The following is a 25408-nucleotide window of genomic DNA, read 5'->3' as shown; positions in this document are numbered from 1 at the left end:
CCAACTGGCACCCTTCTCTCATTGCGTCTGGATACATGACAGAGCGGTTTTTCCTTTAAAATTCCGGCGGCGAAGCGTATGGGGTGTCTCCGATTTTAGACCTAACCTCAGAGACTCCTTCCATGACCGTCAAGGTTCGCTTTGCGCCTTCGCCCACCGGCCGTATCCATGCCGGCAATGTCCGTGCCGCTCTTGTCAACTGGCTGTTCGCCAAGAAGCACCAGGGCGTGTTCGTGCTGCGCATCGACGACACCGACCTGGAACGCTCGACGCAGGAAAACGAAGACCTGATCGAGACCGATCTGACGTGGTTGGGCCTGACCTGGGACGAGCGCTATAATCAATCCAAGCGCTTCGATATCTATCAGAAATGCGCCGATGCGCTGAAGGCCGATGGACGGCTCTATCCCGCCTATGAGACTTCGGAAGAGCTGGATCGCCGCCGCAAGGTGCAATTGTCGCGCGGCCTGCCGCCGGTGTACGATCGCGCGGCGTTGAAGCTGACGGCCGAGGAGATCGCCGCGTTCGAGGCCGAGGGACGCAAGCCACACTGGCGCTTCAAGCTGGACGGCAAGCGCGTCGCCTGGGAAGACCTGGTGCGGGGCCATTGTGAAGTCGATACGACCTCGATGTCCGATCCGGTGCTGATCCGCGAGGACGGGGCGTTTTTGTACACCCTGCCGTCGGTGGTCGACGATATGGACATGAAGATCAGCCACGTCATCCGCGGCGAAGACCACGTCGCCAATACCGGCACCCAGATCGAGATTTTCGAGGCGCTGGCGTCGTTCTTCGCTGGCGCGCCGTTGCCGACCTTTGCGCACATGCCGCTGCTTGTCGGGGCGGACGGCGAGGGCTTGTCGAAGCGTTTGGGCTCGATGTCGATTTCACAGATGCGCGACGACGGCTACGAGCCGTTGGCCATCACCTCGCACCTGGCCAAGATCGGCACGTCCGATGCGCTGGAGGCGGCGCCGTCGCTGGAGGCTTTGGTCGAGGGGCAGGACTTCGGCAAGATGGGCCGGGCGCCGGCGCGCTACGATCAGGCCGACCTGCTGCGGCTGAATGCTGGCGTTTTGCAAGCCATGTCCTATGCCGAAGCCAAGCCGCGCTTGATCGCTTTTAATTCCGATTTAGGTGAATTGTTCTGGGATACGATCAAGGCCAATCTCCATATGTTTTCTGAGGTTGCGGAGTGGGCGAAGATCGTCGGCGGTGACATCGAGCCGCGTATCGAGGACCCGGAATTTATTTCCAAGGCTCTGGAATTGTTGCCGGCCGATTATGGCCGCGACAGCTGGCAAGCGTGGACGGCGGCCATCAAGGAGACGACCGGCGCCAAGGGCAAGGCCCTGTTCATGCCGCTGCGCCAGGCTTTGACGGGGATGGACCACGGGCCGGATATGGGGGCTTTGAGCTTCCTGATCGGCCGTGATAGGATCGCGCAACGTTTGCAGGGATAAGGGCCGATCATGAAGCAGGGTGTGACATTCGTGTTGGCTGCCGTGCTTCTGGGTTTGCCCGCCTTGGCCCAGGCCGAAAGCATCGATGATCTTACGTGGATGGCCGGCTGCTGGGTGCAGCATGACGGCGACAGGACTGTTGAAGAGCATTGGATGGCGCCGGCGGGCGGCATCATGCTGGAAATGGGGCGGACGGTCAAAGGCGGGACCTTGCGCGACCATGAGACGACCCGCATCCAAATGGTGGACGGCGTCCTGACCTTTATCGCCGATCCGGCCAACCAGGCCGAGGCGAGTTTCACGGCCGTCAAACATACGGCCGACGAGGTCGTTTTCGAAAATCTCGGCCACGATTTCCCGCAGCATGTCGGTTACCGCAAGGCGGGCGACGGTTTGCAGGCGTGGATCGACGGGCCGATGAACGGCGAAACCAAAACCATCACCTTCGATTATCAGCGGTGCCCATGAAACGATTATTGCTCCTTATGGCCGGCGTGATTCTGGCCGGTACCGCCTCGGCTCAGACCGATGAGGAGCGTTCGCGAGCCACCGAGGTGTGGTCGCCGGTGCCGAAAAAGGTCGAGGTTTCGCCGGCCGGTTTACCGAACGACGCCATTGTGCTGTTCGACGGCACGAACCTGGATGCGTGGGCCAGCAATAAGGACGGCGCGGCGGCGTGGGACATCGATCAAGGCGCCATGGTGGTCCATGCCGGCGCCGGCGATATCCATACGAAGCAGGATTTTTGCGACGTTCAGTTGCATATCGAATGGAAGGTGCCGTCGCCGATCGAAGCCGATGGTACGGTCCTGCAAGGCCAGGCGCGCAACAATAGCGGCATTTTCCTGCAAGGCCGTTACGAGGCCCAGGTGCTGGATTCGTGGGGCGACGCTTCGACCTATGTCAATGGCGAGGCGGGGGCGGTCTACAAACAGTCGATTCCGTTGGTCAATGCGACCCGGCCGCCGGAGACCTGGCAGGCCTATGACATCATCTATCATGCGCCGAAGTTCGATTCCGCCGGTGCCGTGACGACCAAGGCGCGGATCATGGTGTTGCTCAATGGCGTGCTGGTCCAGGACAATTTCGAGATCCAGGGACCGACCGTGTGGATCGGCCGACCGCCTTATGAGGCCCACGGCTGCGCGCCCTTGAGCCTGCAGGATCACGGGCATCCGGTGCGATACCGCAATATCTGGATTAGGCCGTTAGGTTAAACGACGGCGCCGAACAGCTTGCCGACACCGGCCGTGATGGCGAGGGCCAGGGCGCCCCAGAAGGTGACGCGAATGACCGAGGCCGTCACCTTCGAGCCGCCCGTGATGGCGCCGAGCGCACCAAGGCCTGCCAGGAAGACAATGGTGAGCGCTGCTACGACAGCCACGATCAGCGGTCGCGGGCTGAGCAGCATGGCTAGCAGGGGCAGGATAGCACCGGCAGCAAAGGTGACGGCCGAGGTCAGGGCGGCCTGGATGGGTTTGGCCTGGGTATGGGCGGACAGGCCCAGTTCGTCGCGGGCGTGGGCTTCCAGGGCATCGTGTTGCATGAGTTGTACGGCCACCTGGCGCGCCAGCCCCTCGTCCAGACCGCGTCCGACATAGATGCCCGTCAGTTCGTCGACTTCCGCTGCTGGAAACTCTTTCAGTTCCTGTGTTTCGCGCGCCAGGTCGGCATTTTCGCTGTCGGCCTGGGAACTGACCGAGACATATTCGCCGGCGGCCATGGACAGGGAGCCGGCGACGAGGGCGGCAATGCCGGTGAGGAGAATGGCACTTTTATCGGCAGGGCTGGCCGCGACGCCGACGATCAGGCTGGCCGTCGAAATCAACCCGTCATTGGCACCCAGCACGGCGGCGCGCAGCCAACCGACGCGCGACATGAAGTGAATTTCGGCGGCCTTGTGGGTTCTGACCATGGTGATTCGTCCGGTGCGGCTTTGTCTCCGGATCTTGTGGGCGCTGGGCGCGGAGTTGACAAGCTGGCGCAAGGTCGCAGGCGGTCGAACGGAACTTTACACCACCTTGCGGGTATCGACCTGGAGATCGTTTGTCTTCATCTGCAAAATGGCGGGCAGGACTTCATCGGCGGTGTCGACACTGAGATAGGTCGATTTGAAATTGGCCGGGGTGAAGCCGGTCGCCAGCGTATGCTCGATCAGGTCGAAGAAGGGTTGCCAAAAGCCCTTGGTGTTGAGGAAGATGATCGGCTTCTTGTGCAGGTCGAGGCGGCGCCATGACAAGAGCTCGATGACCTCTTCCAGGGTGCCGACGCCGCCCGGCAGGACAACGAAGGCGTCCGATTCTTCGAACATCATCATCTTGCGTTCGTGCATGGACGTAACGATTCGGGTTTCGACGTCGTCATAAAGGATTTCGCGACTGCGCAGGAACTGCGGCATAATGCCCAGGACCTTGCCGCCGGCGTCGTGGACGGCGCGCGCCGTTTCACCCATCAGGCCGACGCCGCCGCCGCCGTAAACCAGGCGCACCCCTGCGCCGGCCAGGATCTGACCCAGGTCGCGGGCGGAGGTTTTATAGGCTTCGTCGGTGCCGAAGGAGGAACCGCAATAGACGCACACAGATTTGACGTCGTGTTTGGAAAGGGGCATTTTAGCGGGGCTTCTTTTGGGCTTGATTTGTTTTGCCCACCATCTAAGCCCCTATTCGGCATGAAGAAAAGTGGTTAGTGCTGGCAAGATGAAAAAGAATTGGCAAAGGTTTGCCCTGTTGACGCCCTGTCTGTTGTTGTTGGCGGCCTGCCAGCCCAACCGACCCAAGGCGGCCAATGATGAGGAAAGCGCCTTGCGCGAGGCGGGTTATGCCCGCGCGCCGGTGATCACGGGGGTCAACCAGTCCGATTCGTCGACCTTTGTCGTCACCGGTTTGGCGTCGGAGGACGGGCGCGTGCGCGTCGTTTATCAGGGCACCCACGCCGTCGGCGTGACGGCTGATTCGAAGGGCCGCTTCCGCGCGGAGCTGCCGGCGACGGCGCAAGGCGGCATTTACGACCTGTCGATGGATGATAATGGCCGGCCCATGCATGCCGATGGCCGTTTGTTCATCCCGCAGGGCCATCCGGAAAAGGCGGTCTTGTTGCGTTCCGGGTCGCCCAGCCAGCCTTTGTTGAATCCCAATACCGTCGCGGCCGTTATCGACATCGGCGGCAATGGCGGCGCGGCTATTTCCGGACGGACGGCGCCGAACAGCGATGTCAAACTGATGGAAGGCGGGGACCTGCGCGGCCAGACCCGCAGCGACGCCCAGGGCAATTACAGCCTGACGACGCGGATCTTGCCACCGGCGGAAACGCCGGAGACGTGGAGCTTTACGCTTCAGGCGGGGACGGCGACGGTCAATGAGAATATCCCGGTGATTCTGCCCAATGCGGCGGCCGGAGATCAGGTGACGCCGATCGGCAGTGGCTGGCGGGTCGATTGGGTGTTGCCCGGCGGCGGCATGCAGACGAGTTTTGTTTTTTAGAAGAGCGCCGCAACGGCGGGACTTCGCGCCCCAGCGTTGAAGCACAAAGAATAACGAACGGGTGCAGGGACCGCGTCCCTGCTACATCATTTCGTCTTGTTTGGACTTGGTCGACGAAAACAGCTTCTTGAGGAATTCGGTGATGCCGTGGCGCTTGGCCTTGCGGCTAACGGCGTCTTCGCTGACCAGCCATGCGATCTGAACGACGCGGCGTTCGCCTTCGAACGGCTTGTGGCCGTGCCAGGAATTGTCGAGGCGCGGGAAGGCGATGAAATGGCCGTAGCCGGGATTGACCTCATCCGTGCCCGGCCCGTCCTGGTCGGGGCCTTCGAGGAAGCGCAGATTGCCGCCGCTGGTGCCTTCGTGGTTGAGATAGATGAGTGCCGAGGCCAGTTTGTCGGCACCATCGGTATGGGCGCGGCCGTCTTTCAGGGCGGACCATTTACGCACCGTCACCCAGGACGGTTTGCCGGTCAGGTCGACGCCAAGCTTGTCGCCGATCGCTTTGGCGAATTCGCGACTGCGGACTTCGGCCAGGAGCTGCTTGAAGGCCGGGCCCATGGCGAAGTCTTCCGGGCGCATGAAGCCGGTCTTGTCGATCTGCGGGAAGTCGCGGGCGATCTCGGCCTCGGCTTCGGGCGGCAGGATGTCGGCGCCGATCAGGTTGCGGAAGGGGTAATCGGAAGCCGGTGTGGCGGCAATGGACTCGTAACGCAGCATGGGCACCTCGGGAATGACGGCTAAATATATGCGCCGTCCATCGCAAAGGGAAGGGGCTGCGACGATGTGCCCAATGCTTTGATGGGGCCTAAAGCAAAGCGCACGGCGGCTTCGGCGTGGATATGCGTCGAATCGAACACCGGCAGGGGCAGGTCGTTGGCGCCGACGATCAGGCCCAGTTCGGTGCAGCCGAGGATGACGCTGTCGGCGCCCATATCCCTGCCGCGGGTGGTCATGGTGATCAGGGCGTCGCGGGCGGCGTCGCTGACCACGCCTTGGCACAGCTCATCGAAAATGGCGTTGTGGCAGATCAGGCGGTCGTCGGAGTCGGGCGTCAAGACATCGATGCCGTGGCCGCGCATCTGGTCGGCATAGAAGCCGTGTTCCATGGTGTAGCGCGTCGCCAGCAGGAGCGGGCGGCGGTGGCCGGCGGCCGTCAGGGCGTGCGCGGTTTCATGGATGATGTGGATCAGCGGCACGTCGCAGGCCGCGGCGACGTGGTCAGCGACCAGGTGCATGGTGTTGGTGCAGATCAGGATGCAGTCGGCGCCGGCGCTTTCCAGGCCTTGGGCGGCGTCGCCGAGCAGCTTGGCGGCGTCGTTCCAGCGATCGGCCTTTTGCAGGGCGACGACCTTCTGGAAATCGAGTGAGCGCATCAGGATGTCGGCCGAGGCCAGGCCGCCCAGTTCGGCGCGGACGGCCTCGTTGATCAGCTTGTAATAGGTGGCGGTCGATTCCCAGCTCATGCCGCCCAGCAAACCGATTTTCTTCATGATGCAACTCCACAATTGAGAAGCCGAGCATAGGGTGGAGTGAGCGAAAATGGCGCGCGTTTTACTGGCTATTTTGTCTAAAACGTGCAAGTTTTAGTCGCTGAATGGAGATTACGTGCATGTTGGATGATCGCGACCGCAAGATACTGAGCTATTTGCAAGGCGACGCCGAGATTCCCCTGGCTGAGTTGGCCGAACGGGTGAACCTGTCGGCCTCGGCCTGTTCGCGGAGGGTAACGCGGTTGAAGGAAGAGGGCTATATCGCCCGCACGGTTGCGGTGCTCGATCGCAAGCGTATGCAGGTGGCGACGACGGTCTATGTCATGGTGAAGACCGCGCATCATACGGCCGATTGGCTGGAGCGTTTTCGCAACGCGATCGGCGACATGGCTGAGATCGTCGAAGCGCACCGGCTGGCTGGCAATTTGGACTATATCGTCAAGATCGCGGTGACCGATATCGCCCACTATGACGCCATCTATAAGCGCCTGGTCAGCCGAATCGATCTGTTCGACGTGTCAGCCTACATCTCGATGGAAACGATCAAGGAGGATAAGGGGCTGCCGACGGCCTACGGTGTTTAGGCGGCTTCCGGCTTGGCATCGACGACGGGCGGTGAGTCGGCAGTATCGACATAGTCGCCGTCGCTCAGGTCGGTGACCGCGGAGGCCTGGCTCTGCGCCGGCATGTTGAAGAACATGACCATGCCCGTCCCGATCAGGATCAGCGCCAGAAACAAGAAAAAGCCCGACCGGAGATAGGCGGTGGGGATATAGGCGCGAGGGGCGTAGGCGTGGGCCATGATCGTTCTCTCTCTTCGTTGAATCGGTTGCTGCGCTCCATTGTGGCTTTTTTGGACATAAGGAAAAAATGAGGTGTCTTGCGCGGATTGTAAAAAGCGCGAGGGTATGAAAGTCTCGACGGTAATTATCTCAGGAGACAGGCATGAAGCGGATCTTGTTGGCGAGTGTGGCGGCGTGTTTGATGGCTTTCGGGGCGCAGGCTGCCGAACCTTCGGCCTATGACGCGGTCGATCCGATGATCGGCACCGGCGGTGTCGGCCACACCTATCCGGGAGCTGTGGCGCCGTTCGGCATGATCCAGCTCAGCCCCGACACCAATGTCACCTATTTCAAGCAGAGCTATATGTGGGCGGCGGGTTATCGCTACGAAGACAGCTCGATCATGGGGTTCTCGCATACCCATTTCAGCGGGGCAGGGCATTCGGACCTCGGCGATATCCTGGTCATGCCGGTCAGCGGCAACACAGTGGCGACCGAGCCGGGTGATCCGGCGGTTCCGGGATCGGGTTATCGCTCGCGTTTCGACCACGCCAGCGAGACGGCGACACCGGGTTACTATGCCGTGACCCTGAGCGACTACGGCGTGCGCGCGGAGATGACCGCCGGGACGCGTGTTGGCGTGCACCGCTATAGCTTTCCGGCCGACAAGGCGGCGCACCTGATTATCGACTTGCGCTCCAGCATCTATAACTATCCCGGCAAGATTTTGTGGTCGACAGTGAAGCTGTTGCCGGACGGGACCCTGGTCGGGATGCGCGAGACGCGCGGCTGGGCGCCGGACCGTCAGGTCTATTTCGCCATGCGCTTTTCGGCGCCGGTGACGGCCCATGCCTTCACGAACACCGAGACCGATGTCGTCTATCATGGCTTCCAAGGACCCGGCCGCGGCAGCGACGATGTCGCCGAACGCGACGGCCGGGCGATCGTCGCGCGGCTGGATTTCGGCACCTTGACGGCGCCTTTGCAGGTTCGTGTGGCGATTTCAAGTGTCGATGAGGCCGGCGCCATCGCCAATCTCGACAGCGAGCCGGGCGATTTCGATACGGTGCGGGCGGCGACGAAGACGGCGTGGGAACAGGCCCTGGGCGCTGTCGATATCGATGCGGCGCCGGATATGCGCAAGACGCTCTATACGGCGCTTTATCACACCCTGCTGGCGCCCAGCGTCGCCGGCGATGCCGACGGGCGTTACCGCGGCACCGACAATGAGGTTCACCGCGCCGACTTCGCCTTTCGTTCGACCTTTTCGCTGTGGGATACCTTCCGTGCCGAGCATCCGCTTCTGACCCTGGTACGGCCGGAGCAAGACAATGCCGATATCGTCAAGTCGCTGCTAGCGTCGCAGAAGGATAGCCCGTTCGGCATCCTGCCGGTGTGGCAGTTCCAGGGGCGCGAGACCTGGACCATGATAGGTTATCACGCCGTGCCAGTCATCGCCGATGCGTACCTGAAAGGGATCAAAGGCTTCGATGCCGACGCGGCGCTGGACGCCATGCTGAAGAGCGCGACCTATGGGCCGTACGGTGGGCTGGATCAATATATGGCCAAGGGCTATGTCCCGATCGACAAGGAGCCTGAGGCGGCGTCGAAGACGGTCGAATATGCCTATGACGATTGGACCATCGCTCAGATGGCGCGCAAGATGGGCAAGACCGAGGTCGCCGACACGTTCGACAAGCGCGCCGCCTATTGGCGTAATAGTTTCGACGCAAAGACCGGGTGGGTAAGGGCGCGGTTGAGCGACGGTACGTACCGCGTGCCGTTCGATCCGACGGCGATCAATTATGGCTCGGACTATACCGAGGGCAATGCCTGGCAATATAGTTGGTTCATGCCGCAGGACGTCGCCGGCCTGATCAAGCTGCTGGGCGGCGACAAGAAGACGGTGGCCAAGCTCGACGCCATGTTCGACTTCGATACATCGAAGCTCGATTATTCCGCGTCCGAGGACATCGCCGGGCTGATCGGGCAATATATCCACGGCAATGAGCCGTCGCACAGCGTCGCCTATTATTACGACTATGCCGGGGCGCCGTGGCGCACCCAGGCGCGATTGAAGCAGATTGTCGATCTTGAGTACCTGCCGACGCCGCAGGGTTTGTCGGGCAATGACGACCTGGGCCAGATGTCGGCCTGGATGATGTTCACGGGGCTGGGATTCTATCCGGTGACGCCGGGTTCGGGCCAGTATGTCATCGGCCGGCCGTTTGTGGCGCACGCCGTACTGCACCTGCCGAATGGCAAGGCTTTCACGGTGGTGTCATCAGGTGAGGGAGACTATGTCGGGAGCGTGATGCTGAACGGGAAGGCGTTGACGCGGAGCTATATCCTGCATGACGAGATCATGGCCGGTGGTGAGCTTGAGTTTGTCATGGCAGACAAGCCGAACACGCATTGGGCGACCGGCAAGGGCGATCGGCCATATTCGATGAGCGGGTATTGAGTTTGGGGCGAGCTTAAAAAGGAAAGGGTTTATCCACAGATAAGCACAGATAAGTGGGACGCTACCGCGTCCCTGCTGCGGTGAGGCCAGCGCCCACGAATGCTTAATGATTGGGATCCGATACAGTGTTGAATTTAGATATCTACGACCAACTGGAACGAATTGCCTCGAAATCCGATTTTGCTGAACTCGTCTCAGAGTTGGTGGAGACTTGGTCGTCCAGTGAATTGGGTGTGCAAGTCATTGAACCTATTCTAAAATTTATGGAAGTCCATTCGGAAGTCGATTTTGGTTCGCCTGGAGAACTTGTCCATTTTTTAGAGGGATTTTACCGACGGGGATACGAAGCGAAGCTTATCGAATCCGTACAACGAAAACCAACAGAGCATACCGTTTGGATGCTTAATCGCGTTATTAATGGCACGAAGGATTGGGATGAAAGGGAACGATGCATTTCGGTACTAAAGAACGCGCGGTCGAACACGGCCTCGGACGACGGTGTATTGCAAGTGATAAACCAATTTCTGCAGCGCTTATCCATCTGAATTTTAGTAAAGTGACTGTGCACGAATTGCCCGGCAATTTTACCACCGGTATATCCACGGCAGGGACGCGGTAGCGTCCCACTTATCTGTGCTTATCTGTGGATAAACCCCTTGCCGAGGTCGCCACACTTAAAGGCGTCAGAGTTTCAAACGAATACCCAGCCGCCTCAGAAAGCCGGCGACCTGGACGCAAAACAGTGCGAACAGGAAGGTCTTGAACAGGCCTACGCCGCCGGTCGTCAGGACCTCGGGCAGGTTGAAATAAAGGTGACCCAGGCCGGCGTAGGCGAAATAGGGTATCAGATAGGTCAACAGGGTGTCCGTACCGGCCGGTTTGATCAGGGTGAACCATGAGGCTTTTCCGGCGACGTCGCTGATCCAGTAAAGGGCGACGAAGGCGATAATGGTGATGGCGCTGCACAGGAAGAGCCAGGCCGGGGTGGCGTCGAGCTTGGACAGTCCCCACAGCGGCCGGGTGAATTGGGCGCACAGCATCAGGGCGACGGCGATGGCAAGCAGGATAAGCGTTAGTTTGCGATTGTCGCCTTTAGGCTGATAAATCTGGAACAGGCGGCCGATGACCACGCCGCCCATGCTGAGGCCGGCAAGCGTCCCACCGATAATGGCTTCCGGGATGTGATGGAGGAGATCGGGCACCAGGCCGGCGGCCCAGGCCATGCTGAGGAGTGCGAGGGCGACCCAGGCTGAGACCAGGACCGGCAAGCGGCCGTTGGCGAGGACGGTGACCAGGCCGGCGGCGAGATAGGACCAGCCGATGAGGCCTAATATGCCCCACCATTGCGGGGCGAAGCGGACGAGGTGGCCGTCGTCGTCGCCGCGATAGATGATGGCGAGGGTGAGCAGGGTGACGGCGCCGAGGGCCTTCAGACCCCAGGACGCCCAGGCGGTCCATGACTTGGGCCAGGCATTCCAGATCAGGATGAAACTGGCGCAGCTTAATGTGTCCCAGGCGGCGCCCGGCAGGCCGGTGGCGCCTTCATTGATGGTCTCGCCGTTGACCAGGAAGACGCCCATGATCAGGAGGGCGATGGCGCGCAGGACGACATGGCCGATGAGCTGCAGGAGGGTGTCGCCCTTGGCGCGGCGGGCGTCGATGGCGAAGGGCAGGGACATGCCGGTGATGAACAGGAAGGCCGGGAAGACCGTATCGGCCAGGCCCATGCCGTCGACACTGCGGCCGACATGTTCGAGCCATTCGGGGATGTCTTTGAGCGTCCACAGGTCGTTGACGAAGATCATCAACACCATGGTCATGGCGCGCAGGAGATCGATCGCGCCGACGCGCGTGATCATGTCGGAGGGCGGATTGGGTTGTGGGGCGGGTGTGTCCATGGCCAAGGCATAATCGAAAAAACACGATATGACTATGTCTGGAAATTAAAGCGAGCTGGCTCCCCGGACAGGGCTCGAACCTGTGACATTTCGATTAACAGTCGAATGCTCTACCAACTGAGCTACCGGGGAACGGAGCTTGGCAAGGCGCGCCCTATAGCAAGGGTTCGATTGCAAGTGCAAGCCCTAAAGTCAGGATTTTGCACATTACGTCGAAACGGCCGTGCAAAATTAAAAAAAGCCCGAAACATCGTTCCGGGCTTTGGAAGTTTGGTGATGGTGGGTGTCTTAAGAAAAGCAAAGACAACTGTGTTATTGCGAGGTTTGGGTTAATGAAGCGTAAATTCCCGTGAGGGGCGAAATAAATATCGAACCCGAGCGTGACATCGATTTCAGGAGGCGTCGGAACAGCGGTCTTCATGACATATTAACCGTGTCGGCACGAGGGTCGGGAGACATAGTCAGAGGAACACACCGTGCCGTCATCCGCCTTGAAATCCCGCGTCCGTCTTTTCCTTTCCGTCCTGTTGGCGGGGTTGGCGGTCAGTGCCGTCCTGGCCTTGAACCATATGGTCTTGCCGTCGGTTCTGGTGACCGTAATCGCGGGTGTGGCCGGTCTGATGACCTGGTTCAGCGCCGAATCACTGGGCAATGAAGCCGAACGTCTCGATCGCGAGCTCGACAACCTGCGCAGCGACGAATCGGCGCGCAAGGGTAATGACGGCGACGTGCAACGCCGGGCCGATGCGGTCGCCCAGGAACGCCGCGACGCCCTGCATGCGCTGGGCAGCAAGCTGGAGACCCAGGTTGCCGGCCTGATCGACAGCCTGACGCGCTCGTCCAAGGCGATGACATCCTCCGCCGACCATATGAGCCAGTCGGCCTTCGCCGCCTCGGAAAGCGCCGGCAAGGTCTCGGCCATCGCGGTGCAGACCTCGCAGAGCGCGCAAAAGGTGGCTTCGACGGTGATGGAGCTGTCACAAACCGCCAATGAGATCGCTTCGTCGACCCACGAATCAAGCCAGGTGTCGGCCCGCGCCTCGGGTGAAGCCGAAGCTATGTCGGAAATGATGACGCGCCTCGGCCGCAGTGCCGATGAAATTACCGCCGTGGTCGACATGATCGCCTCGATCGCGCAACAGACCAACCTTTTGGCGCTCAATGCCACCATCGAAGCGGCGCGGGCTGGGGAACATGGCGCGGGCTTCGCCGTTGTCGCCGCCGAGGTCAAGACCTTGTCGCAACAGACCGAAAAGGCGACGCGCGAAATCACCAGCAAGGTGCAACAGATCCAGAGCGACGCCAACGGCGCCCGCGACGCCATCACCGCCATTGTCGGCACGATCAGCGAACTGCGCGCCGGGGCCGACGATATTGCGCGGTCGGTGGCGGCTCAGCAGACGGCGACGATCCAGATCGCCGATACGGTCGAGCATCTGGCCGACGGTTCCAAGAGCGTTGGCGCCGATATCGATTCGGTCCGCGACGTCGCCAATGAAACGGGTCAGGTGGCCAGCGTCGTGTTCGAAGAGGCCAAGTCGGTCAGCAAGACGTCGGAAGCCCTGCGTCAGGAGATTTCGTCCTTCCTGGCTTCGGTACGGGCGGCTTAGTCCACCCAACTTAAGGCTTTTTGTCGGCCCGTTGGGAAACCAGCGGGCCGATCGATTCGATCTCGTCGGTCAGGATGCCCATGCGCCAAGAGGGCGGGACTTTCGCCAGTTGGTCGGGTGTGTTGATGCCGGCAAGGCCAGCCTTGCCCTGTTGCGGACCCAGCAGATAGATGTAGCTGTTGGCGGCATGGAAGCGTTGTTGCAGCCGGTTGGGATAGCCCCAGGCCAGCCAGGTATAGTTCTGCGGCAGAAAGAGGATCGTGTTGTGGCAGGCTTTCGGCATGTAGCCCGTCCAGCCAAGCGCCATATAGGCGAAGCCGCAGCTTTTCAGGGTTGCCTTGCTGAAGGTCGGGACTTCGGGCGCTATTTTACGCAGTTCCGCCACCGGGCGGTCTCCGCCATAGGCCATGACGCGCGGCCAGTACGTGCTGTCCTTGCCGCCGAGATAGGTGACGAGCCGGTCGGCTTCGGCGGGATCATTGCTCTTGAAATTGAGCAGGGCTGTCTTGCCCGGCATTGCGTCGAGCGCCTCTTTCAGGGATGGCATCTGGCCCTTGAAGCGGCCGCGGAACGGGAAGGTCTTGCCGCCGTCCCAGGTATAGCCGTAGCCGATATCGAGCGCCTTGAGTTCGGCCAAACTATGGTCGCGGGTGGCGCCGTGGCCGTCGGTGCGGCAGTCGACGGTCCAGTCGTGGAAGACGACGAATTGGTTGTCGGTGGTCGGGTGGATGTCGATTTCGACGACGTCGGCGCCGTCGTTGATCGCTGCCTGCATCGAAGGCAGGGTGTTTTCCAGCAGATCGGTCGTCGGTTTGAAGATGCGCGATGCGGTACAGGTTTCGTTGGTCAGGCCGGTGCGGTCATAGCGTTGATAAACGCCGCGATGGGCAAGGAGGCGAGGCTGTCCGGCCGGCGTCGGCGCCAGCCAGGAGGCGTTGAGCAGGTACAGGCCCGCGATGGCGGCGGCACAGATGCCGCCGGCGAGATAGCGTTTTTGCATGAGAGAGACTCGAAAAACAGATTGCGCCCGTATCCGTAGCTTAGCTACGCATATCGCGATCTGTCAAGACGGCCGATCTATCAATAAAGACGGCGGCAGGCTTTCGAAGGCCTGGAGCAGGTCGGCGACGGTTTCGGGTTTGAGGCGGCCGATCAGGGCGCCGATCAGGGCGAGGCGGCGGGCATAGACTCGTTCATAAGCCGCGCGGCCGTCGTCGCTGAGGGTGAGGGTAAAGACACGGCCATCGGTTTCGGCGACGTCGCGGACGACCAGGCCCTGCTTGATCAGGGCGGAAACGATTCGGCTCATGGTCGGGTGGCTGACATATTCCTTGTGCGCCAGCTCGGTCAGCGAGATGCCGGGGATATTGTAGAGGGTGCTGAGGGCGGAATATTGCGCGCTGGTCAGCCGGCTGCCTTCGTCGAGCAGACGTGCCTGGCGCAGCAGGCGGGTGGCCAGGTTCTGAAAACGGGCGGCGATATCGGGAGACTCGCTCATAGACGTGTCCGGATGGAGAATGGAGGCCTGAGCCAGAGTCGAACTGGCCTACACGGATTTGCAATCCGCTGCGTAACCGCTCCGCCATCAGGCCTCACAAAGAGCGAAGCGGTGAGCTATCAGATCAGATGGCGGCCTGCAATCCTTTAGGGCGGGTTCAGTGTAGAAATTTCCCGGAAGCTGTGAATTAACCGGGATTTTACCTTGAAAATGGCAATTGATACGCAAGGGCCTTATGCTTATAAGCGGCATCTATTGATGCGTATGCCTTTAGGGGAATGAGTCCATGGATTTTCACGCCGCCCGTCAGAATATGGTCGAATCCCAGGTGCGTGTGAACGACGTCACCGATGCGGCTCTGCAATTGGCCATGCGCCACGTCAAGCGCGAGCGCTTGTGTGCGCCGTCCCAGGCCTTCAGCGCCTATGGCGAGGTCGAATCGGCCATCGCGCCGGGACGTGTGCTGATGAAGCCGCGCGATATCGCCAAGCTGTTGCAGGCCATCGAGCCGAAGTCCGGTGAGGTCGCCCTGGCGATTGCGGCGCCCTATGCTGCTGCCGTCCTGGCCAGTGTCGGTTTGAACGTCACCATGCAGGAAGGTGATCCGCGCGCCATGGCGGTGGTCGAGCCCTATCTCAAGGAATTGGGTGTCACGACGGTCGTCGGCGATCTGAAGGTACCGCCGGCCAAGGGTTTCGATGCCATTATCGTCGAAGGCGCCGTGGCCGAGTTGCCGGCCGCCTGGTTGAAGGCGCTGAAGGTCGGCGGCCGCCTGGCTGTCGTGCTGCGCGACGGCGCCGTCGGTCGCGCCCGTGTTTATATTCGTCTCGAAGGCGGCTTTTCCGAGCGCGAGGTGTTCGACTCGTCGCCGTCGACCTTGCCCGGTTTCGCGCGTACGCCCAGCTTCGAATTCTGACTGCTGCCAGTTTCCTGAGCTGATGACCCGTAAAGTGATGCAGGAAAAGCGCACCGGGTTTTGGCGAAAGCGAAAACGCGGTAAAAAACGCGAACGTGAAAAAAGCTTAACTCGCCAGACGGCAAAATGTCTGGCACTACAGCTTTAACAAGTTTTACCGCTTTACGGGCAGGGTGGGCCCGAGATCCGCCGTCCGTGATTCCGTTCTCTATTGGGGCTATCTGTATGACCAAATCCAGTTTCGCGCGTCTTTCGATGGTCGCCGCCGCGTCAGTTATGGCGCTGATGACGGGCGTCGCCGCCCAGGCCGAAAGCCTGAACGACGCCATCGCCATGGCCTACGCGCAAAATCCCTCCCTGGCGCGGGCGCGGGCCCAGCAGCGGGCTACCGACGAGCAATATGTCCAGACCAAGTCCTCACTCGGGCCGTCGCTCAGCGCGGGTGGCAGTGTTTCCTACGCCGACAAGGATCAGGACTTCGCCGGCAATCGCTCCTTTACCAGCCTGAACGTTCAGGCCAGCCAGACCATTTTTGCTTCCGGCGGCATCGTGTCGTCGATCGACGCCGCCAAGTCGGGCGTGTTGTCGGGCCAGCAGAATCTGCGTGCGACCGAAGCCAATGTCCTGCTGAACGTCATCCAGGTCTATACGGCCGTGCGCCGCGACCAGGAAGCCTTGCAGATCACCCAGGACAATTACGACATCCTGAAGCAGCAACTGGATCAGACCCAGGCGCAGTTTGATGCCGGTCAGTTGACCCGCACCGACGTGGCGCAGTCGCAGGCGCGTCTGTCGGCCGCGGCGTCGTCCCTGGCCCAGGCGCAATCGCAGCTCGACGGCGACCGCGCCTCCTATGTCTCGATCGTCGGCCAGGCGCCGGTGGCGCTCGACCCGGAACCGGAATTGCCGGGGCTGCCCAGTGATTTCGATACGGCGCTGAACACGGCGGAAAAGAACAATCCCGATCTGCAGGCGGCGCTTTATGCCGAGGACGCCGCCAAGTCGCGCGTCAAGGCCGAGCATTCCGTCTTCGGTCCGACGGTCGCTTTGCAGGCCGGCACCAGTTCCAGCGCCGCCAGCAACAAGCTGGGGAGCCTGGGCGACAACGAAGGTACGTCGGTGACGGCGCGCGTGTCGATTCCCTTGTTCAGCTCAGGCCTCAATGGCGCGCGCGAACGCGAAGCCGCTGAGAACTATAATGCCCAGCGCGAAACGACCGAGATCACCCGCCGCAGCGTCGTGGCCCAGGTTTCGCAATCGTGGTCTCAGATGATCGCCGCGCGTTCGGCCGTCACTTCCAACCAGGAACAGGTCAAGGCGGCCCAGGTCGCGGCCGACGGCGTCAAGACCGAACAACAGGTCGGTTTGCGCACCAATATCGAAGTGCTGAACGCCGAGCAGGAATTGAAAAGCGCCCAGCTTCAGCTCATCGAAGCTCAGCGTAATCAATATGTTGCCGCCAGCCAGCTGCTGTCGGTCATGGGCGGCATGACAGCCCAGGCCTTCGTGCCCAATATCGAGGTTTATGACCCGCAGCAACATTTCGACAAGGTCAAGTCGCGGGGCTGGACGCCGCTCGAGACCGTCACCCAGACCCTGGATGGCCTGGCCGCCGGCGGCTGATAAGCGCGGGCGTTTCATAATTGCCTTTTTATAAACGCGCGTCAGTAATGGCGCGCGTTTTGCTCGCTTAATCACAGAAAAATTAGTGATTTTGACGAAAATTCGGCAGGTTTGTACCCCTTAAGAGTTGCCAAAACAGTCGAACACGTGTCACCTATCCTTGGTTTCAGTTCCGATTCCGATTCGCAGCAGTTAAAGACACATGGCAGAACAATCCGCACACGAACCGACCATGGAGGAAATCCTCGCCTCTATCCGCCGCATCATCTCGGAAGACGATGCTCCGGAAGATACCGAGGCCAAAGCCGCGCCCGAACCTGTGGCCGTAGAGCCCGAACCGGAGCCGGAACCCGAGGTCGAGGACGAGCCGGAAGAAGACGTCCTGGAACTGACGGAAACCTATGAAGCCGCGCCGGCCATGTCCATCGGCGACATCGACGCCTATGAGCCGGTCGCCGCCAAGCCGGAACCGCGTCCCGAGCCTCGCCCCGAACCCAAACCTTACAAGGCGGAGCCGAAAATGGAGTCCCTGGTCAGCGAACGCACCGAGAATTATGCCGCATCGGCTTTCGGCTCCCTGACGAGCGCGCTTCTGGTGCCGCAAAGCGAGCGTACCCTGGAAGACGTCACGCGCGATCTGCTGCGTCCCCTGTTGCAACAGTGGCTGGACCAGAACCTGCCGGGGATCGTTGAAGAGCAGGTACGTTTGGAAGTCGAACGTATCGCCCGCCAAAGTCGCCGCTAAACATAGCTTTCTTCAAAGCCATTTGATAAGAGGGCGGTTCACTTCGGTGAGCCGCCTTTTTTACGTTTTAAACCCCTACGAGACCATGCTGGAAAAAACCTTCGATCCCGCCGCCGTTGAGCCCCGTTTGTACAAGATGTGGGAAGACTCCGGGGTATTCGCGCCCTCGGATGCGAAGGAGACCTTTTCCATCGTCATCCCGCCGCCCAATGTGACGGGCAGCCTGCATATCGGCCACGCGCTCAACAATACGCTGCAGGACGTCCTGACGCGGTTCGAACGCATGCGCGGCAAGGCGGCTTTGTGGTTGCCGGGCACCGACCATGCCGGCATCGCGACCCAGATGGTGGTCGAGCGCCAATTGGCTGCCGCCGGCAATGTCGGCCGCCGCGACATGGGCCGTGATGCCTTTGTCGCCAAGGTGTGGGAATGGAAGAAGGAATCGGGCGGCGTCATCGTCCAGCAATTGCGGCGTCTGGGGGCGTCGTGCGACTGGTCGCGCGAGCGCTTTACCCTGGATGATGGCTTGTCAGCCGCCGTGCGCAAGGTTTTCGTCACCCTGCACAAGCAAGGGCTGATGTATCGCGACAAGCGCCTGGTCAACTGGGACCCGCAGTTCCAGACGGCGATCTCCGATCTCGAGGTCGAGCAGAAGGAGGTTGACGGCCATTACTGGCATTTCGCCTACCCGCTGGCCGACGGGGTCACTTACCAGTATCCGGTCAAGGACGAGGACGGCAACGAAACCTTCGAGACGCGCGACTATATCGTCGTGGCGACGACTCGGCCTGAAACCATGCTGGGCGATAGCGGTGTCGCCGTTCATCCCGACGACGACCGCTATAAGGGCCTTGTCGGTAAATATGTCATCCTGCCGATCACCGGCCGCCGCATCCCGATCGTCGCCGACGACTATGCCGATCCGGCCAAGGGCTCGGGCGCCGTCAAGATCACGCCGGCGCACGATTTCAACGACTTCATGGTCGGCAAGCGGCACAATCTCGAGCAGATCAATATCCTCGACGAGCAGGCCTTCCTCCTCAAGGGCGATCCGGTGCCGGCCGAATATCAGGGCATGTTCCGCTTCGCGGCGCGCACAGCGATCATTGCACGCGCCGAGGAAGAGGGCTGGCTGAAGGCCGTCGAGAAGACGAAGCATATGGTGCCGCACGGCGACCGTTCCGGCGTCGTCATCGAGCCGTACCTGACCGATCAATGGTATGTCAATGCCGGCGAACTGGCCAAGGAAGCCATTGCCGCGGTCGAAGACGGCCGCACCGTGTTCGAGCCGAAGAACTGGGAAAAGACCTATTTCGAATGGATGCGCAATATCGAGCCGTGGTGCGTGTCGCGTCAGCTGTGGTGGGGGCATCGCATCCCGGCGTGGTACGGACCTGATGGCACTATTTTCGTCGAAATGTCGGAAGCGGAAGCCCTGAAAGCGGCCGAAGCGCATTACGGCAAGGCGACGGCGTTGAAGCAGGACGAGGACGTGCTCGATACCTGGTTCTCGTCGGCGCTGTGGCCGTTTTCGACCATGGGCTGGCCGGAAGAGACCGAGGACCTGGCGCGCTTCTATCCGACCCATACCCTGGTCACCGGTTTTGACATTATCTTCTTCTGGGTCGCCCGGATGATGATGATGGGCCTGCATTTCACCGGCAAGGCCCCGTTCAAGCGTGTCTTCATCAATGCCCTGGTCCGCGACGACAAGGGCCAGAAGATGTCGAAGTCCAAGGGCAATGTGATGGACCCGCTGGTGCTGATCGACGAGTTCGGCGCCGATGCCTTGCGTTTCACCATGGTCGCTATGTCGGGCCAGGGTCGCGACATCAAGCTGGCCAAGCCGCGTATCGAAGGCTATCGCAATTTTTCGACCAAGCTGTGGAACGCGACGCGCTTCTGCCAGATGAACGAGTGTGCGCGCGTTGACGGTTTCGATCCGGCCAAGGTGAAGCTGACGCTGAGCCGGTGGATCCGCGGCGAGGTGCAAAAGGCGCAGGACGAGGTGACGGCGGCCCTGGAAGGTTGCGCCTTCGACGATGCGGCCAATGCGCTGTATCGCTTTATCTGGAACGTGTTCTGCGACTGGTATCTCGAACTGGCCAAGCCGATCCTCAATGGTGACGATGCCGCCGCCAAGCGGGAAATCCGTGCCGTGACGGCGTGGATTCTGGATCAGTGCATGATCCTGCTGCATCCGGTCATGCCGTTTATCACAGAGGAGCTATGGGACAAAACCGGCGGAAAAGGCATGCTGATCGCGCACGCCTGGCCGAAACTGACCGGCGCCATCGATGCCGAGGCCGATGAGGAGATCAACTGGCTGATCGACATGATCGGCGAGATTCGCTCGATCCGGTCGGAAATGAATGTGCCGGGCTCAGCGCGGGCGCGCCTGGTCCTGACCGGGGCGTCGGACATAACGGCCGCGCGCGTGGCGACGCACGAGGACCTGATCCTATTCCTCGGGCGGTTGTCGGGCGTCAGTGTCGGCGACAGCGCCGCTGCCGGTTCGGTGCCGTTCGTTGCCGGTGAGGCGACAGCTCATCTGGCGATCGCCGAATTCATCGATCTCAAGGCCGAGGAGGCGCGGCTGTTGAAGGAGATTTCGGCTTTCGACAAGACCATGGACGGCGTGCGCCGCAAGCTCGACAATCCGGAATTCGTCAAGAAGGCGCCGGAAGAGGTTATCGAGGAAAACCGCGAGCGTTTGGCCGAGGCCGAGGCCGGCAAGGCGAAACTGTCGGCGGCTTTGGAAAGATTGAAAGCGGCGAAATAGCCGGTTTGAAAATCCTGCCGGCGGGATTCGGAGTAGACCAGGCCTGACTCCCAGAAAACCGGCACTCCGAATGGAGACATTTGGCTCGGGTGCAATAATATGATACCGGTCTTATCGGGGGTGCAAGGCTGTCCGTTTCGGTATTATAAGGCCGCTACGATTTAGCCGTCCCTGCATTCGGAGTGCCGGTTTTCCAGAAATAAGGCCACATCTACTCCGAATGTTCGCAGCCGGTCTTAAATCCGTTGCGCCAGAAGATCTTGCAGGATCGGCGCGGGATTGCGCAGCCAGCCCTTGATCCGTTCGGAGTGTGGCCAGGCGATCCTGGCGGCGACGAAGATGGTCAGGCCGCAATAGATGAAGACCGTCACCGGCGCGCGGTGGATGAGTTCGATTTCGGCGATATTGATGACGATGCAGCCGATCAGCGTGCCGGCGAAGACCCAACTGACCCAGGTGAAGACCTTGGCGCCCAAAGGCCTGGCAAGCATGACCACAGTTGCCATGAAGGGCGCGAGCGCCAGCATGTCGTAATCCATCAGCCGCGGATTGAGCAATTGCGCGATGCCGAGGCCGATGACGATGCGTTCGGTTGCCGTGACCTTGGTCCATTCGGCGAGCACGAGACCGCTCAAGGCGATGACGATCATGAACAGGCCGAGGCCCGCCAGGGTTATCGGCGACGACGTGCTGAGGCCGACCAGCGAGGTATAGGAGAAGTAGCCGATGCCGGGCTGTTGCTGGATGACGACGGCGTTGAGAGATTGGTGCCAGTCTTCGCTGAAGGGGCCGGCAGTCAGCATCAGGGCGATAAAACCTGCGAGGCCGATGCAGGCCGAGATCAGGATGGTCCTCACGCGGGCCAGCAACGGCCGGTTCTCATAGAGTAGCACGATCAGGTAGGTCAGCATGACCGGCTTGATCAGGGCAGAGAGCGCGACCGCGATTACAAATGGCCATCTGGATTGTTTGATATTTAAAGCCGCCAGGATCACCAGACCATGTAGGACCAGGCCGATGTTGCCGCAGGCCATGGCGCTGCCGGCTATGGCGGCGAGGGTCATCAGGCGGAATTGCCAGGGCGCCTGGGGCAGGGCCTTGATGAGGGCGTACCACAGAAGCAGGGCCATCATCGGCAGGAGGATGATAAGGTAGGCGAGACGGCTGCCCGTCAGTCCGAACAGGTTGACCAGGGGGGCGAAGGCCTGGCCGATCTGCGGCGCGTAGACATAGACCGCGGGCCGCAGACCTTCGCACACCGGATGCAGGCCGTAAGGCGACAGGCCCTTGGCCAGATTGGCCGAGCCGCACACCAGGGCATCGAAATCGTTGAGCCACCAGCCATGTTTGGCCAGGCGGCTTAAGGCATTGCCCCAGATCGGCAACAGGAAAATAAAGCCGAAAAGGAACTTTTGCCACGGTTTGCGTGTGTGGCGCTCAAGAAAAGTGAGGGCATCCATCTCTATTCTCCGGCCACGGGTTTGGCGCGGATAACCGGCCACAGCTGAGCCACAACGCGGTCGGTGCGGGCGATCAGGACGGTCTTGCCCAGCCACAATATATAGAGGCTCATGCCGAACAGGGCCAAGGGGGTGAGATAGTCGGCCAGGCCCGTCAGCCCGCCCAGCAAGGCCAGGCCGCACAAGGCGAGAACGACGGCTGGTCCATGGGCGACCACGCTATCTTGCCGCCTGCGACGGGACATCCATTCGGCGCCGCGACGTGCCACGATGACGAGGCCGGGGCCCAGCAGGAAGATATCCTGGCTCATGATGCGCGGGATCAGGAGAACCGCCAGGCTGAGGCCCAGCCACAGCCGTTCGCGGCCGTTGAGCGCCAGGCCTTCGGCGAGGCTCAGGCCGGCCAGTCCCAAGAGCGCGGCAAAAACCAGGAAGCCGATCTGGACGGCGGTGGAGTTACCGTTGACGCCGGTGAGGTCGAGCCAGCCGAAATAACCGTAGCCGGGTGTGGTGTCGTAGACGAAATGCGACAGGATGGCGGCCCATTGCTGGGCTAAATCGCCGCCGGTGACCGAAAACAGCAGGGTCGGCAACAGGCCGGCCAGCAGGCCGGCGCTGGCCATGATCAACCTGTTCAACAAGGGCCGGTCGGCCAGCAGGACGACGGCTAGATAGGCGAGGAAGACCGGTTTGACCCAGGCGGCCACCGCGACCGCGGCGATGAACAGCCAGGGCATGGTCTCGAAGGTGAGGGCGGTCAGCAGGACGGCGCCGTGCAGGATGACGGCGATATTGCCCCACATGACGGCGCTGCCGCTCCACAGGACGGTGAAGGGCAGCTTGTCGCGCCAGGTGCCCGGCACGCCGCGGGTAAACGGCGCCAGCATCAGCACGCCGAGGGCGGCGACGAACAGGCCGAGATACAGGCTGAACAGGCCGGGTTCGCCTATGAGCTGTTGGCAAAAGGCCGCCAGTTGGGCAATGGACGGCACATAGACATAGACCGAGGGATGCATGCCGGCGCAGGCCAGGTTGAGGTCGTAGAGGGGCTCACCGGCCAGGGCCTTTTGACCGGCGCACGCGACGGCCTGATAGTCGCCGAACCATAGCTTCGAATGGGCAAGCTTCGCCGCCAATCCGAACCCGAGCGGAAGGGGGAAAAGCCAGAGACCTTTGGACGCATACCGGGACGCGAAGGCTTGGAGGGAGGACAGCCTGAGTTTGACCATTGTATTCTTGGAACTAAACAGATAAGGAGCAGAACTCCGGGATAAGGGCCGGAGGGGGCGTTAGTTTGACGGGAATATGTCAGGCGCGACGCGCCCGGCGTGTGCGTGATCTCAAAAAAGCCATCCCTTCACTTGAAGACGGTATCGGCTTAGGGGATTGAAAATGAACCGCCGATGAACCGCGTGCCAGGGAGTCTTTTTTGGTTGATACTGTCCACACCTCTGTCTCGGGAAATGTTGCACCCGATCTGAGCCTTATTGTCTGTACCCTGAACGAGGGCGCGGCGATCCGTTCAGTGATCGAAGAAATCACTGCGACCCTGGCCGGCATCAACCACGAAATCATCGTGGTCGACGACAATTCGCAGGATAATACTCAGTCCGAAGTGCTTGACGTCGCGAAGACGCATCCGCATGTCCGGCTGCACGTGCGGATCAACGAGCGCGGCCTGTCGTCGGCGGCGATCAAGGGCTGGGATATAGCCCAGGGCCGCTATCTCGGCGTTATGGACGGCGACGGCCAGCACGATCCCCAGGCGATCCTGGCCCTGGCTGAGATGATCATGAAGGGCGACAAGGATCTGGTGTGCGTGTCGCGCTATCTCGGCAAGAGCGAAACCGGCCTGAGCTGGTTCCGCGACATGGGCTCCAAGGCGGCGACGACGGTGACGGGCTGGGTGCTGCACGCGCCGCTGACCGATCCGTTGAGCGGCTGCTTCATGATGACGCGCGACTACTATATGTCGGCGCGGCCCAAGCTGACCGGCGTCGGCTTCAAGATCCTGGTCGATGTCGTCGGCTCGTCGAAGATCCATCCGCGTTTCGGCGAGGTCAAGGCTTCGCTACGTCAGCGTCAGGGCGGGGTGTCGAAGCTCGATATCCGCGTTGTGCTCGATCTCGGCGCCCTGCTGGTGGAAAAGGCAACCGGTGGCGTGCTGAAGGCGCGGTTCGTTCTGTTTGCCGGTGTTGGTCTATCGGGGGTTTTCGTCAGTGCCTTGATCCTGACCCTGTTCCGTGTAATGGGAGGATCGTCGCTGGCGGAGTTCAGCCTGGCGCAAATCGTCGCCATCGCCGTTGCTATGACGTGGAACTTCTTCATCAACAATACGGTCACCTTCCGCGACAAGCGTTTGAAGGGAATGGGCCTTATCATCGGTTTGCTGGGGTTCTATCTGGCCTGTCTGCCGGGCGCGATTCTCAACTGGTGGATCGGCATCCTGCTCAAGCAGGCCCATGTCGAATTCATCCTGGCGGGCGTAATTCCGGCCTTCCTGATCGGCCTGATCAATTTCTGGTTCTCGAAGATGCTGTCCTGGCGCGACAAAAAGTCGGGCAAATAAAAAGAAACACCTGAGGCTGGGGCGGCCTCAGGTGTCAAGTTATCTCCAAAATCTAATCTGGCTTACCAGCGCCAATCGCTTACCAACGATCGTCGCGGTCGCGGTCGTGGTCGCGATGACGGCGGTGGCTGTTGCGGCCGTCCCAATGATCGTGGCGGTCGTCGTAGCGGTCATGGCGGCGATCATAACGGTTGTCGCGGCGATCATAGCCATTGTTGTAGCTGTTGTCGTTATAGCCGTTGTTGTTGCTGTAGTAGCGGCCGTTGTTGTCGTAGCGGTCATTGCCGTAGCCGTAGGCATAGTTGTCGTAGTGGCACTTGGTGTTGTTCTTGGCGATCGACGAACCGACGGCCGCGCCGACGACGGCGCCTAGGACCGTACCGACACCCTTGTTGCGGGTATTGGAGGCGCTGCCGCCGATGATGCCGCCGACAACCGCGCCGGCGACCGCGCCGCCCGTTTGGTTGTCGCTGCGGCGTTCGCGGCAGCTTTCGGCCGAAGCCAGGGTCGGCAGCGACATGCCGATGAGGGCCGTTGCAACCAGGGCCGACAGGACTGTTTTCTTCGTAGTGCTCATCTTGGTCATAACGGGGCTCCTCGGATAGGGTGGCGGGGTGATCATCATC

The 25408-nt window shown here is 61.0% G+C and carries 24 protein-coding genes and 2 tRNA genes; 13 read left to right on the top strand and 13 right to left on the bottom strand.

Annotated elements, in window-relative coordinates:
• Positions 1-122: 122 nt before the first annotated feature.
• Genes gltX through AC1DX3_RS02845 form a run of 3 tightly spaced genes read left to right on the top strand, consistent with a single transcriptional unit; the run spans position 123 to position 2680 of the window.
• On the top strand, positions 123-1463 hold the full coding sequence (gene gltX / locus AC1DX3_RS02855; protein ID WP_476987717.1) for a glutamate--tRNA ligase: 1341 nt from the start codon (positions 123-125) through the stop codon (positions 1461-1463).
• Positions 1464-1472: 9 nt separating this feature from the next.
• Positions 1473-1931 (top strand): DUF6265 family protein, encoded by a 459-nt coding sequence (locus AC1DX3_RS02850; RefSeq protein ID WP_476987716.1) that lies wholly within the window; start codon positions 1473-1475, stop codon positions 1929-1931.
• Positions 1928-2680 carry a 3-keto-disaccharide hydrolase gene (locus tag AC1DX3_RS02845; RefSeq protein WP_476987715.1) on the top strand — a complete coding sequence of 251 codons (753 nt, stop codon included), beginning with the start codon at positions 1928-1930 and terminating at the stop codon, positions 2678-2680. The genes AC1DX3_RS02850 and AC1DX3_RS02845 overlap by 4 nt, the downstream gene beginning before the upstream one ends.
• On the opposite strand, the gene AC1DX3_RS02840 is transcribed toward AC1DX3_RS02845, so the two are convergent.
• Positions 2677-3378, bottom strand: a complete 702-nt coding sequence (locus AC1DX3_RS02840) for a VIT1/CCC1 transporter family protein (protein WP_476987714.1) — start codon at positions 3376-3378, stop codon at positions 2677-2679. The two genes, AC1DX3_RS02845 and AC1DX3_RS02840, sit on opposite strands and share 4 nt — an antisense overlap.
• Positions 3379-3474: 96 nt before the next feature.
• Complete coding sequence (locus tag AC1DX3_RS02835) at positions 3475-4071, bottom strand: LOG family protein (RefSeq protein WP_476987713.1); 597 nt, start codon at positions 4069-4071, stop codon at positions 3475-3477.
• Between the two features lie 88 nt (positions 4072-4159).
• Between AC1DX3_RS02835 and AC1DX3_RS02830 the strand changes: the two genes are divergently transcribed.
• On the top strand, positions 4160-4942 hold the full coding sequence (locus AC1DX3_RS02830; protein ID WP_476987712.1) for a hypothetical protein: 783 nt from the start codon (positions 4160-4162) through the stop codon (positions 4940-4942).
• 81 nt (positions 4943-5023) lie between these two features.
• Here the strand turns inward: AC1DX3_RS02830 and AC1DX3_RS02825 are convergent, their stop codons facing one another.
• Positions 5024-5662 carry a 2OG-Fe(II) oxygenase gene (locus tag AC1DX3_RS02825; protein ID WP_476987711.1) on the bottom strand — a complete coding sequence of 213 codons (639 nt, stop codon included), beginning with the start codon at positions 5660-5662 and terminating at the stop codon, positions 5024-5026.
• A gap of 20 nt (positions 5663-5682) precedes the next feature.
• Positions 5683-6435 (bottom strand): aspartate/glutamate racemase family protein, encoded by a 753-nt coding sequence (locus AC1DX3_RS02820; protein ID WP_476987710.1) that lies wholly within the window; start codon positions 6433-6435, stop codon positions 5683-5685.
• A gap of 119 nt (positions 6436-6554) precedes the next feature.
• On the opposite strand from AC1DX3_RS02820, the gene AC1DX3_RS02815 reads away from it, so the two are divergent.
• Complete coding sequence (locus AC1DX3_RS02815) at positions 6555-7019, top strand: Lrp/AsnC family transcriptional regulator (RefSeq protein ID WP_476987709.1); 465 nt, start codon at positions 6555-6557, stop codon at positions 7017-7019.
• On the opposite strand, the gene AC1DX3_RS02810 is transcribed toward AC1DX3_RS02815, so the two are convergent.
• The gene (locus AC1DX3_RS02810; RefSeq protein WP_476987708.1) at positions 7016-7237 is read right to left on the bottom strand and encodes a hypothetical protein; all 222 of its coding nucleotides are present in this window, start codon (positions 7235-7237) and stop codon (positions 7016-7018) included. The genes AC1DX3_RS02815 and AC1DX3_RS02810 overlap by 4 nt on opposite strands.
• 143 nt (positions 7238-7380) lie before the next feature.
• On the opposite strand from AC1DX3_RS02810, the gene AC1DX3_RS02805 reads away from it, so the two are divergent.
• Together AC1DX3_RS02805 and AC1DX3_RS02800 are read left to right on the top strand one after the other, a co-directional pair.
• The gene (locus AC1DX3_RS02805) at positions 7381-9681 is read left to right on the top strand and encodes a GH92 family glycosyl hydrolase (RefSeq protein WP_476987707.1); all 2301 of its coding nucleotides are present in this window, start codon (positions 7381-7383) and stop codon (positions 9679-9681) included.
• Between the two features lie 125 nt (positions 9682-9806).
• On the top strand, positions 9807-10226 hold the full coding sequence (locus tag AC1DX3_RS02800; protein ID WP_476987706.1) for a hypothetical protein: 420 nt from the start codon (positions 9807-9809) through the stop codon (positions 10224-10226).
• A 138-nt stretch (positions 10227-10364) separates the two neighbouring features.
• On the opposite strand, the gene AC1DX3_RS02795 is transcribed toward AC1DX3_RS02800, so the two are convergent.
• On the bottom strand, positions 10365-11579 hold the full coding sequence (locus tag AC1DX3_RS02795; RefSeq protein ID WP_476987705.1) for a heparan-alpha-glucosaminide N-acetyltransferase domain-containing protein: 1215 nt from the start codon (positions 11577-11579) through the stop codon (positions 10365-10367).
• 56 nt (positions 11580-11635) lie between these two features.
• Positions 11636-11711 (bottom strand) — tRNA-Asn (locus tag AC1DX3_RS02790).
• 344 nt (positions 11712-12055) lie between these two features.
• On the opposite strand from AC1DX3_RS02790, the gene AC1DX3_RS02785 reads away from it, so the two are divergent.
• Complete coding sequence (locus AC1DX3_RS02785) at positions 12056-13189, top strand: methyl-accepting chemotaxis protein (protein ID WP_476987704.1); 1134 nt, start codon at positions 12056-12058, stop codon at positions 13187-13189.
• A gap of 10 nt (positions 13190-13199) precedes the next feature.
• Here AC1DX3_RS02785 and AC1DX3_RS02780 read toward each other — a convergent pair whose 3' ends face one another.
• The 3 genes from AC1DX3_RS02780 to AC1DX3_RS02770 all read right to left on the bottom strand — a co-directional run bounded on the left by AC1DX3_RS02780 (position 13200) and on the right by AC1DX3_RS02770 (position 14781).
• Positions 13200-14189, bottom strand: coding sequence for a glycerophosphodiester phosphodiesterase family protein (locus tag AC1DX3_RS02780; RefSeq protein ID WP_476987703.1), 990 nt, complete (start codon positions 14187-14189; stop codon positions 13200-13202).
• Between the two features lie 63 nt (positions 14190-14252).
• Entirely contained in the window at positions 14253-14687 is a 435-nt protein-coding gene (locus AC1DX3_RS02775; protein ID WP_476987702.1) for a MarR family winged helix-turn-helix transcriptional regulator, read from the bottom strand.
• 20 nt (positions 14688-14707) lie between these two features.
• Positions 14708-14781: transfer RNA gene (locus AC1DX3_RS02770), tRNA-Cys, on the bottom strand.
• A 192-nt stretch (positions 14782-14973) separates the two neighbouring features.
• Between AC1DX3_RS02770 and AC1DX3_RS02765 the strand changes: the two genes are divergently transcribed.
• The 4 genes from AC1DX3_RS02765 (at position 14974) to AC1DX3_RS02750 (ending at position 20753) form a co-directional block, all read left to right on the top strand.
• The gene (locus tag AC1DX3_RS02765) at positions 14974-15603 is read left to right on the top strand and encodes a protein-L-isoaspartate O-methyltransferase family protein (protein ID WP_476987701.1); all 630 of its coding nucleotides are present in this window, start codon (positions 14974-14976) and stop codon (positions 15601-15603) included.
• A 225-nt stretch (positions 15604-15828) separates the two neighbouring features.
• Entirely contained in the window at positions 15829-17226 is a 1398-nt protein-coding gene (locus AC1DX3_RS02760) for a TolC family outer membrane protein (RefSeq protein ID WP_476987700.1), read from the top strand.
• A gap of 202 nt (positions 17227-17428) precedes the next feature.
• Positions 17429-17971: a DUF2497 domain-containing protein gene (locus AC1DX3_RS02755; RefSeq protein ID WP_476987699.1), complete on the top strand. Its 543-nt coding sequence runs from the start codon at positions 17429-17431 to the stop codon at positions 17969-17971.
• Positions 17972-18056: 85 nt separating this feature from the next.
• Entirely contained in the window at positions 18057-20753 is a 2697-nt protein-coding gene (locus AC1DX3_RS02750; protein WP_476988026.1) for a valine--tRNA ligase, read from the top strand.
• A 236-nt stretch (positions 20754-20989) separates the two neighbouring features.
• On the opposite strand, the gene AC1DX3_RS02745 is transcribed toward AC1DX3_RS02750, so the two are convergent.
• Positions 20990-22213, bottom strand: coding sequence for a hypothetical protein (locus AC1DX3_RS02745; RefSeq protein WP_476987698.1), 1224 nt, complete (start codon positions 22211-22213; stop codon positions 20990-20992).
• Between the two features lie 2 nt (positions 22214-22215).
• Entirely contained in the window at positions 22216-23349 is a 1134-nt protein-coding gene (locus AC1DX3_RS02740; RefSeq protein ID WP_476987697.1) for a hypothetical protein, read from the bottom strand.
• 293 nt (positions 23350-23642) lie between these two features.
• Here AC1DX3_RS02740 and AC1DX3_RS02735 point away from each other — a divergent pair, with 293 nt between their 5' ends.
• The gene (locus tag AC1DX3_RS02735) at positions 23643-24782 is read left to right on the top strand and encodes a glycosyltransferase (protein WP_476987696.1); all 1140 of its coding nucleotides are present in this window, start codon (positions 23643-23645) and stop codon (positions 24780-24782) included.
• A 79-nt stretch (positions 24783-24861) separates the two neighbouring features.
• Here the strand turns inward: AC1DX3_RS02735 and AC1DX3_RS02730 are convergent, their stop codons facing one another.
• Complete coding sequence (locus AC1DX3_RS02730) at positions 24862-25368, bottom strand: glycine zipper 2TM domain-containing protein (RefSeq protein ID WP_476987695.1); 507 nt, start codon at positions 25366-25368, stop codon at positions 24862-24864.
• Positions 25369-25408: the final 40 nt, after the last annotated feature.

Source organism: Asticcacaulis sp. P2_B1 (genome assembly GCF_056404915.1).
The sequence above is the reverse complement of the archived record's forward strand: the minus strand, read 5'-3'. Positions and strand labels throughout refer to the sequence as shown.

What these genes read in the sequence shown, in the direction of transcription:
- AC1DX3_RS02820 (WP_476987710.1), bottom strand. Translation starts at nt 6,435, where the DNA reads ATGAAGAAAATCGGTTTGCTGGGCGGCATGAGCTGGGAATCGACCGCC.
- AC1DX3_RS02825 (WP_476987711.1), bottom strand. Translation starts at nt 5,662, where the DNA reads ATGCTGCGTTACGAGTCCATTGCCGCCACACCGGCTTCCGATTACCCC.
- gltX (WP_476987717.1), top strand. Translation starts at nt 123, where the DNA reads ATGACCGTCAAGGTTCGCTTTGCGCCTTCGCCCACCGGCCGTATCCAT.
- AC1DX3_RS02805 (WP_476987707.1), top strand. Translation starts at nt 7,381, where the DNA reads ATGAAGCGGATCTTGTTGGCGAGTGTGGCGGCGTGTTTGATGGCTTTC.
- AC1DX3_RS02850 (WP_476987716.1), top strand. Translation starts at nt 1,473, where the DNA reads ATGAAGCAGGGTGTGACATTCGTGTTGGCTGCCGTGCTTCTGGGTTTG.
- AC1DX3_RS02840 (WP_476987714.1), bottom strand. Translation starts at nt 3,378, where the DNA reads ATGGTCAGAACCCACAAGGCCGCCGAAATTCACTTCATGTCGCGCGTC.
- AC1DX3_RS02810 (WP_476987708.1), bottom strand. Translation starts at nt 7,237, where the DNA reads ATGGCCCACGCCTACGCCCCTCGCGCCTATATCCCCACCGCCTATCTC.
- AC1DX3_RS02775 (WP_476987702.1), bottom strand. Translation starts at nt 14,687, where the DNA reads ATGAGCGAGTCTCCCGATATCGCCGCCCGTTTTCAGAACCTGGCCACC.
- AC1DX3_RS02765 (WP_476987701.1), top strand. Translation starts at nt 14,974, where the DNA reads ATGGATTTTCACGCCGCCCGTCAGAATATGGTCGAATCCCAGGTGCGT.
- AC1DX3_RS02745 (WP_476987698.1), bottom strand. Translation starts at nt 22,213, where the DNA reads ATGGATGCCCTCACTTTTCTTGAGCGCCACACACGCAAACCGTGGCAA.
- AC1DX3_RS02815 (WP_476987709.1), top strand. Translation starts at nt 6,555, where the DNA reads ATGTTGGATGATCGCGACCGCAAGATACTGAGCTATTTGCAAGGCGAC.
- AC1DX3_RS02835 (WP_476987713.1), bottom strand. Translation starts at nt 4,071, where the DNA reads ATGCCCCTTTCCAAACACGACGTCAAATCTGTGTGCGTCTATTGCGGT.
- AC1DX3_RS02845 (WP_476987715.1), top strand. Translation starts at nt 1,928, where the DNA reads ATGAAACGATTATTGCTCCTTATGGCCGGCGTGATTCTGGCCGGTACC.
- AC1DX3_RS02755 (WP_476987699.1), top strand. Translation starts at nt 17,429, where the DNA reads ATGGCAGAACAATCCGCACACGAACCGACCATGGAGGAAATCCTCGCC.
- AC1DX3_RS02750 (WP_476988026.1), top strand. Translation starts at nt 18,057, where the DNA reads ATGCTGGAAAAAACCTTCGATCCCGCCGCCGTTGAGCCCCGTTTGTAC.
- AC1DX3_RS02730 (WP_476987695.1), bottom strand. Translation starts at nt 25,368, where the DNA reads ATGACCAAGATGAGCACTACGAAGAAAACAGTCCTGTCGGCCCTGGTT.
- AC1DX3_RS02760 (WP_476987700.1), top strand. Translation starts at nt 15,829, where the DNA reads ATGACCAAATCCAGTTTCGCGCGTCTTTCGATGGTCGCCGCCGCGTCA.
- AC1DX3_RS02830 (WP_476987712.1), top strand. Translation starts at nt 4,160, where the DNA reads ATGAAAAAGAATTGGCAAAGGTTTGCCCTGTTGACGCCCTGTCTGTTG.
- AC1DX3_RS02795 (WP_476987705.1), bottom strand. Translation starts at nt 11,579, where the DNA reads ATGGACACACCCGCCCCACAACCCAATCCGCCCTCCGACATGATCACG.
- AC1DX3_RS02780 (WP_476987703.1), bottom strand. Translation starts at nt 14,189, where the DNA reads ATGCAAAAACGCTATCTCGCCGGCGGCATCTGTGCCGCCGCCATCGCG.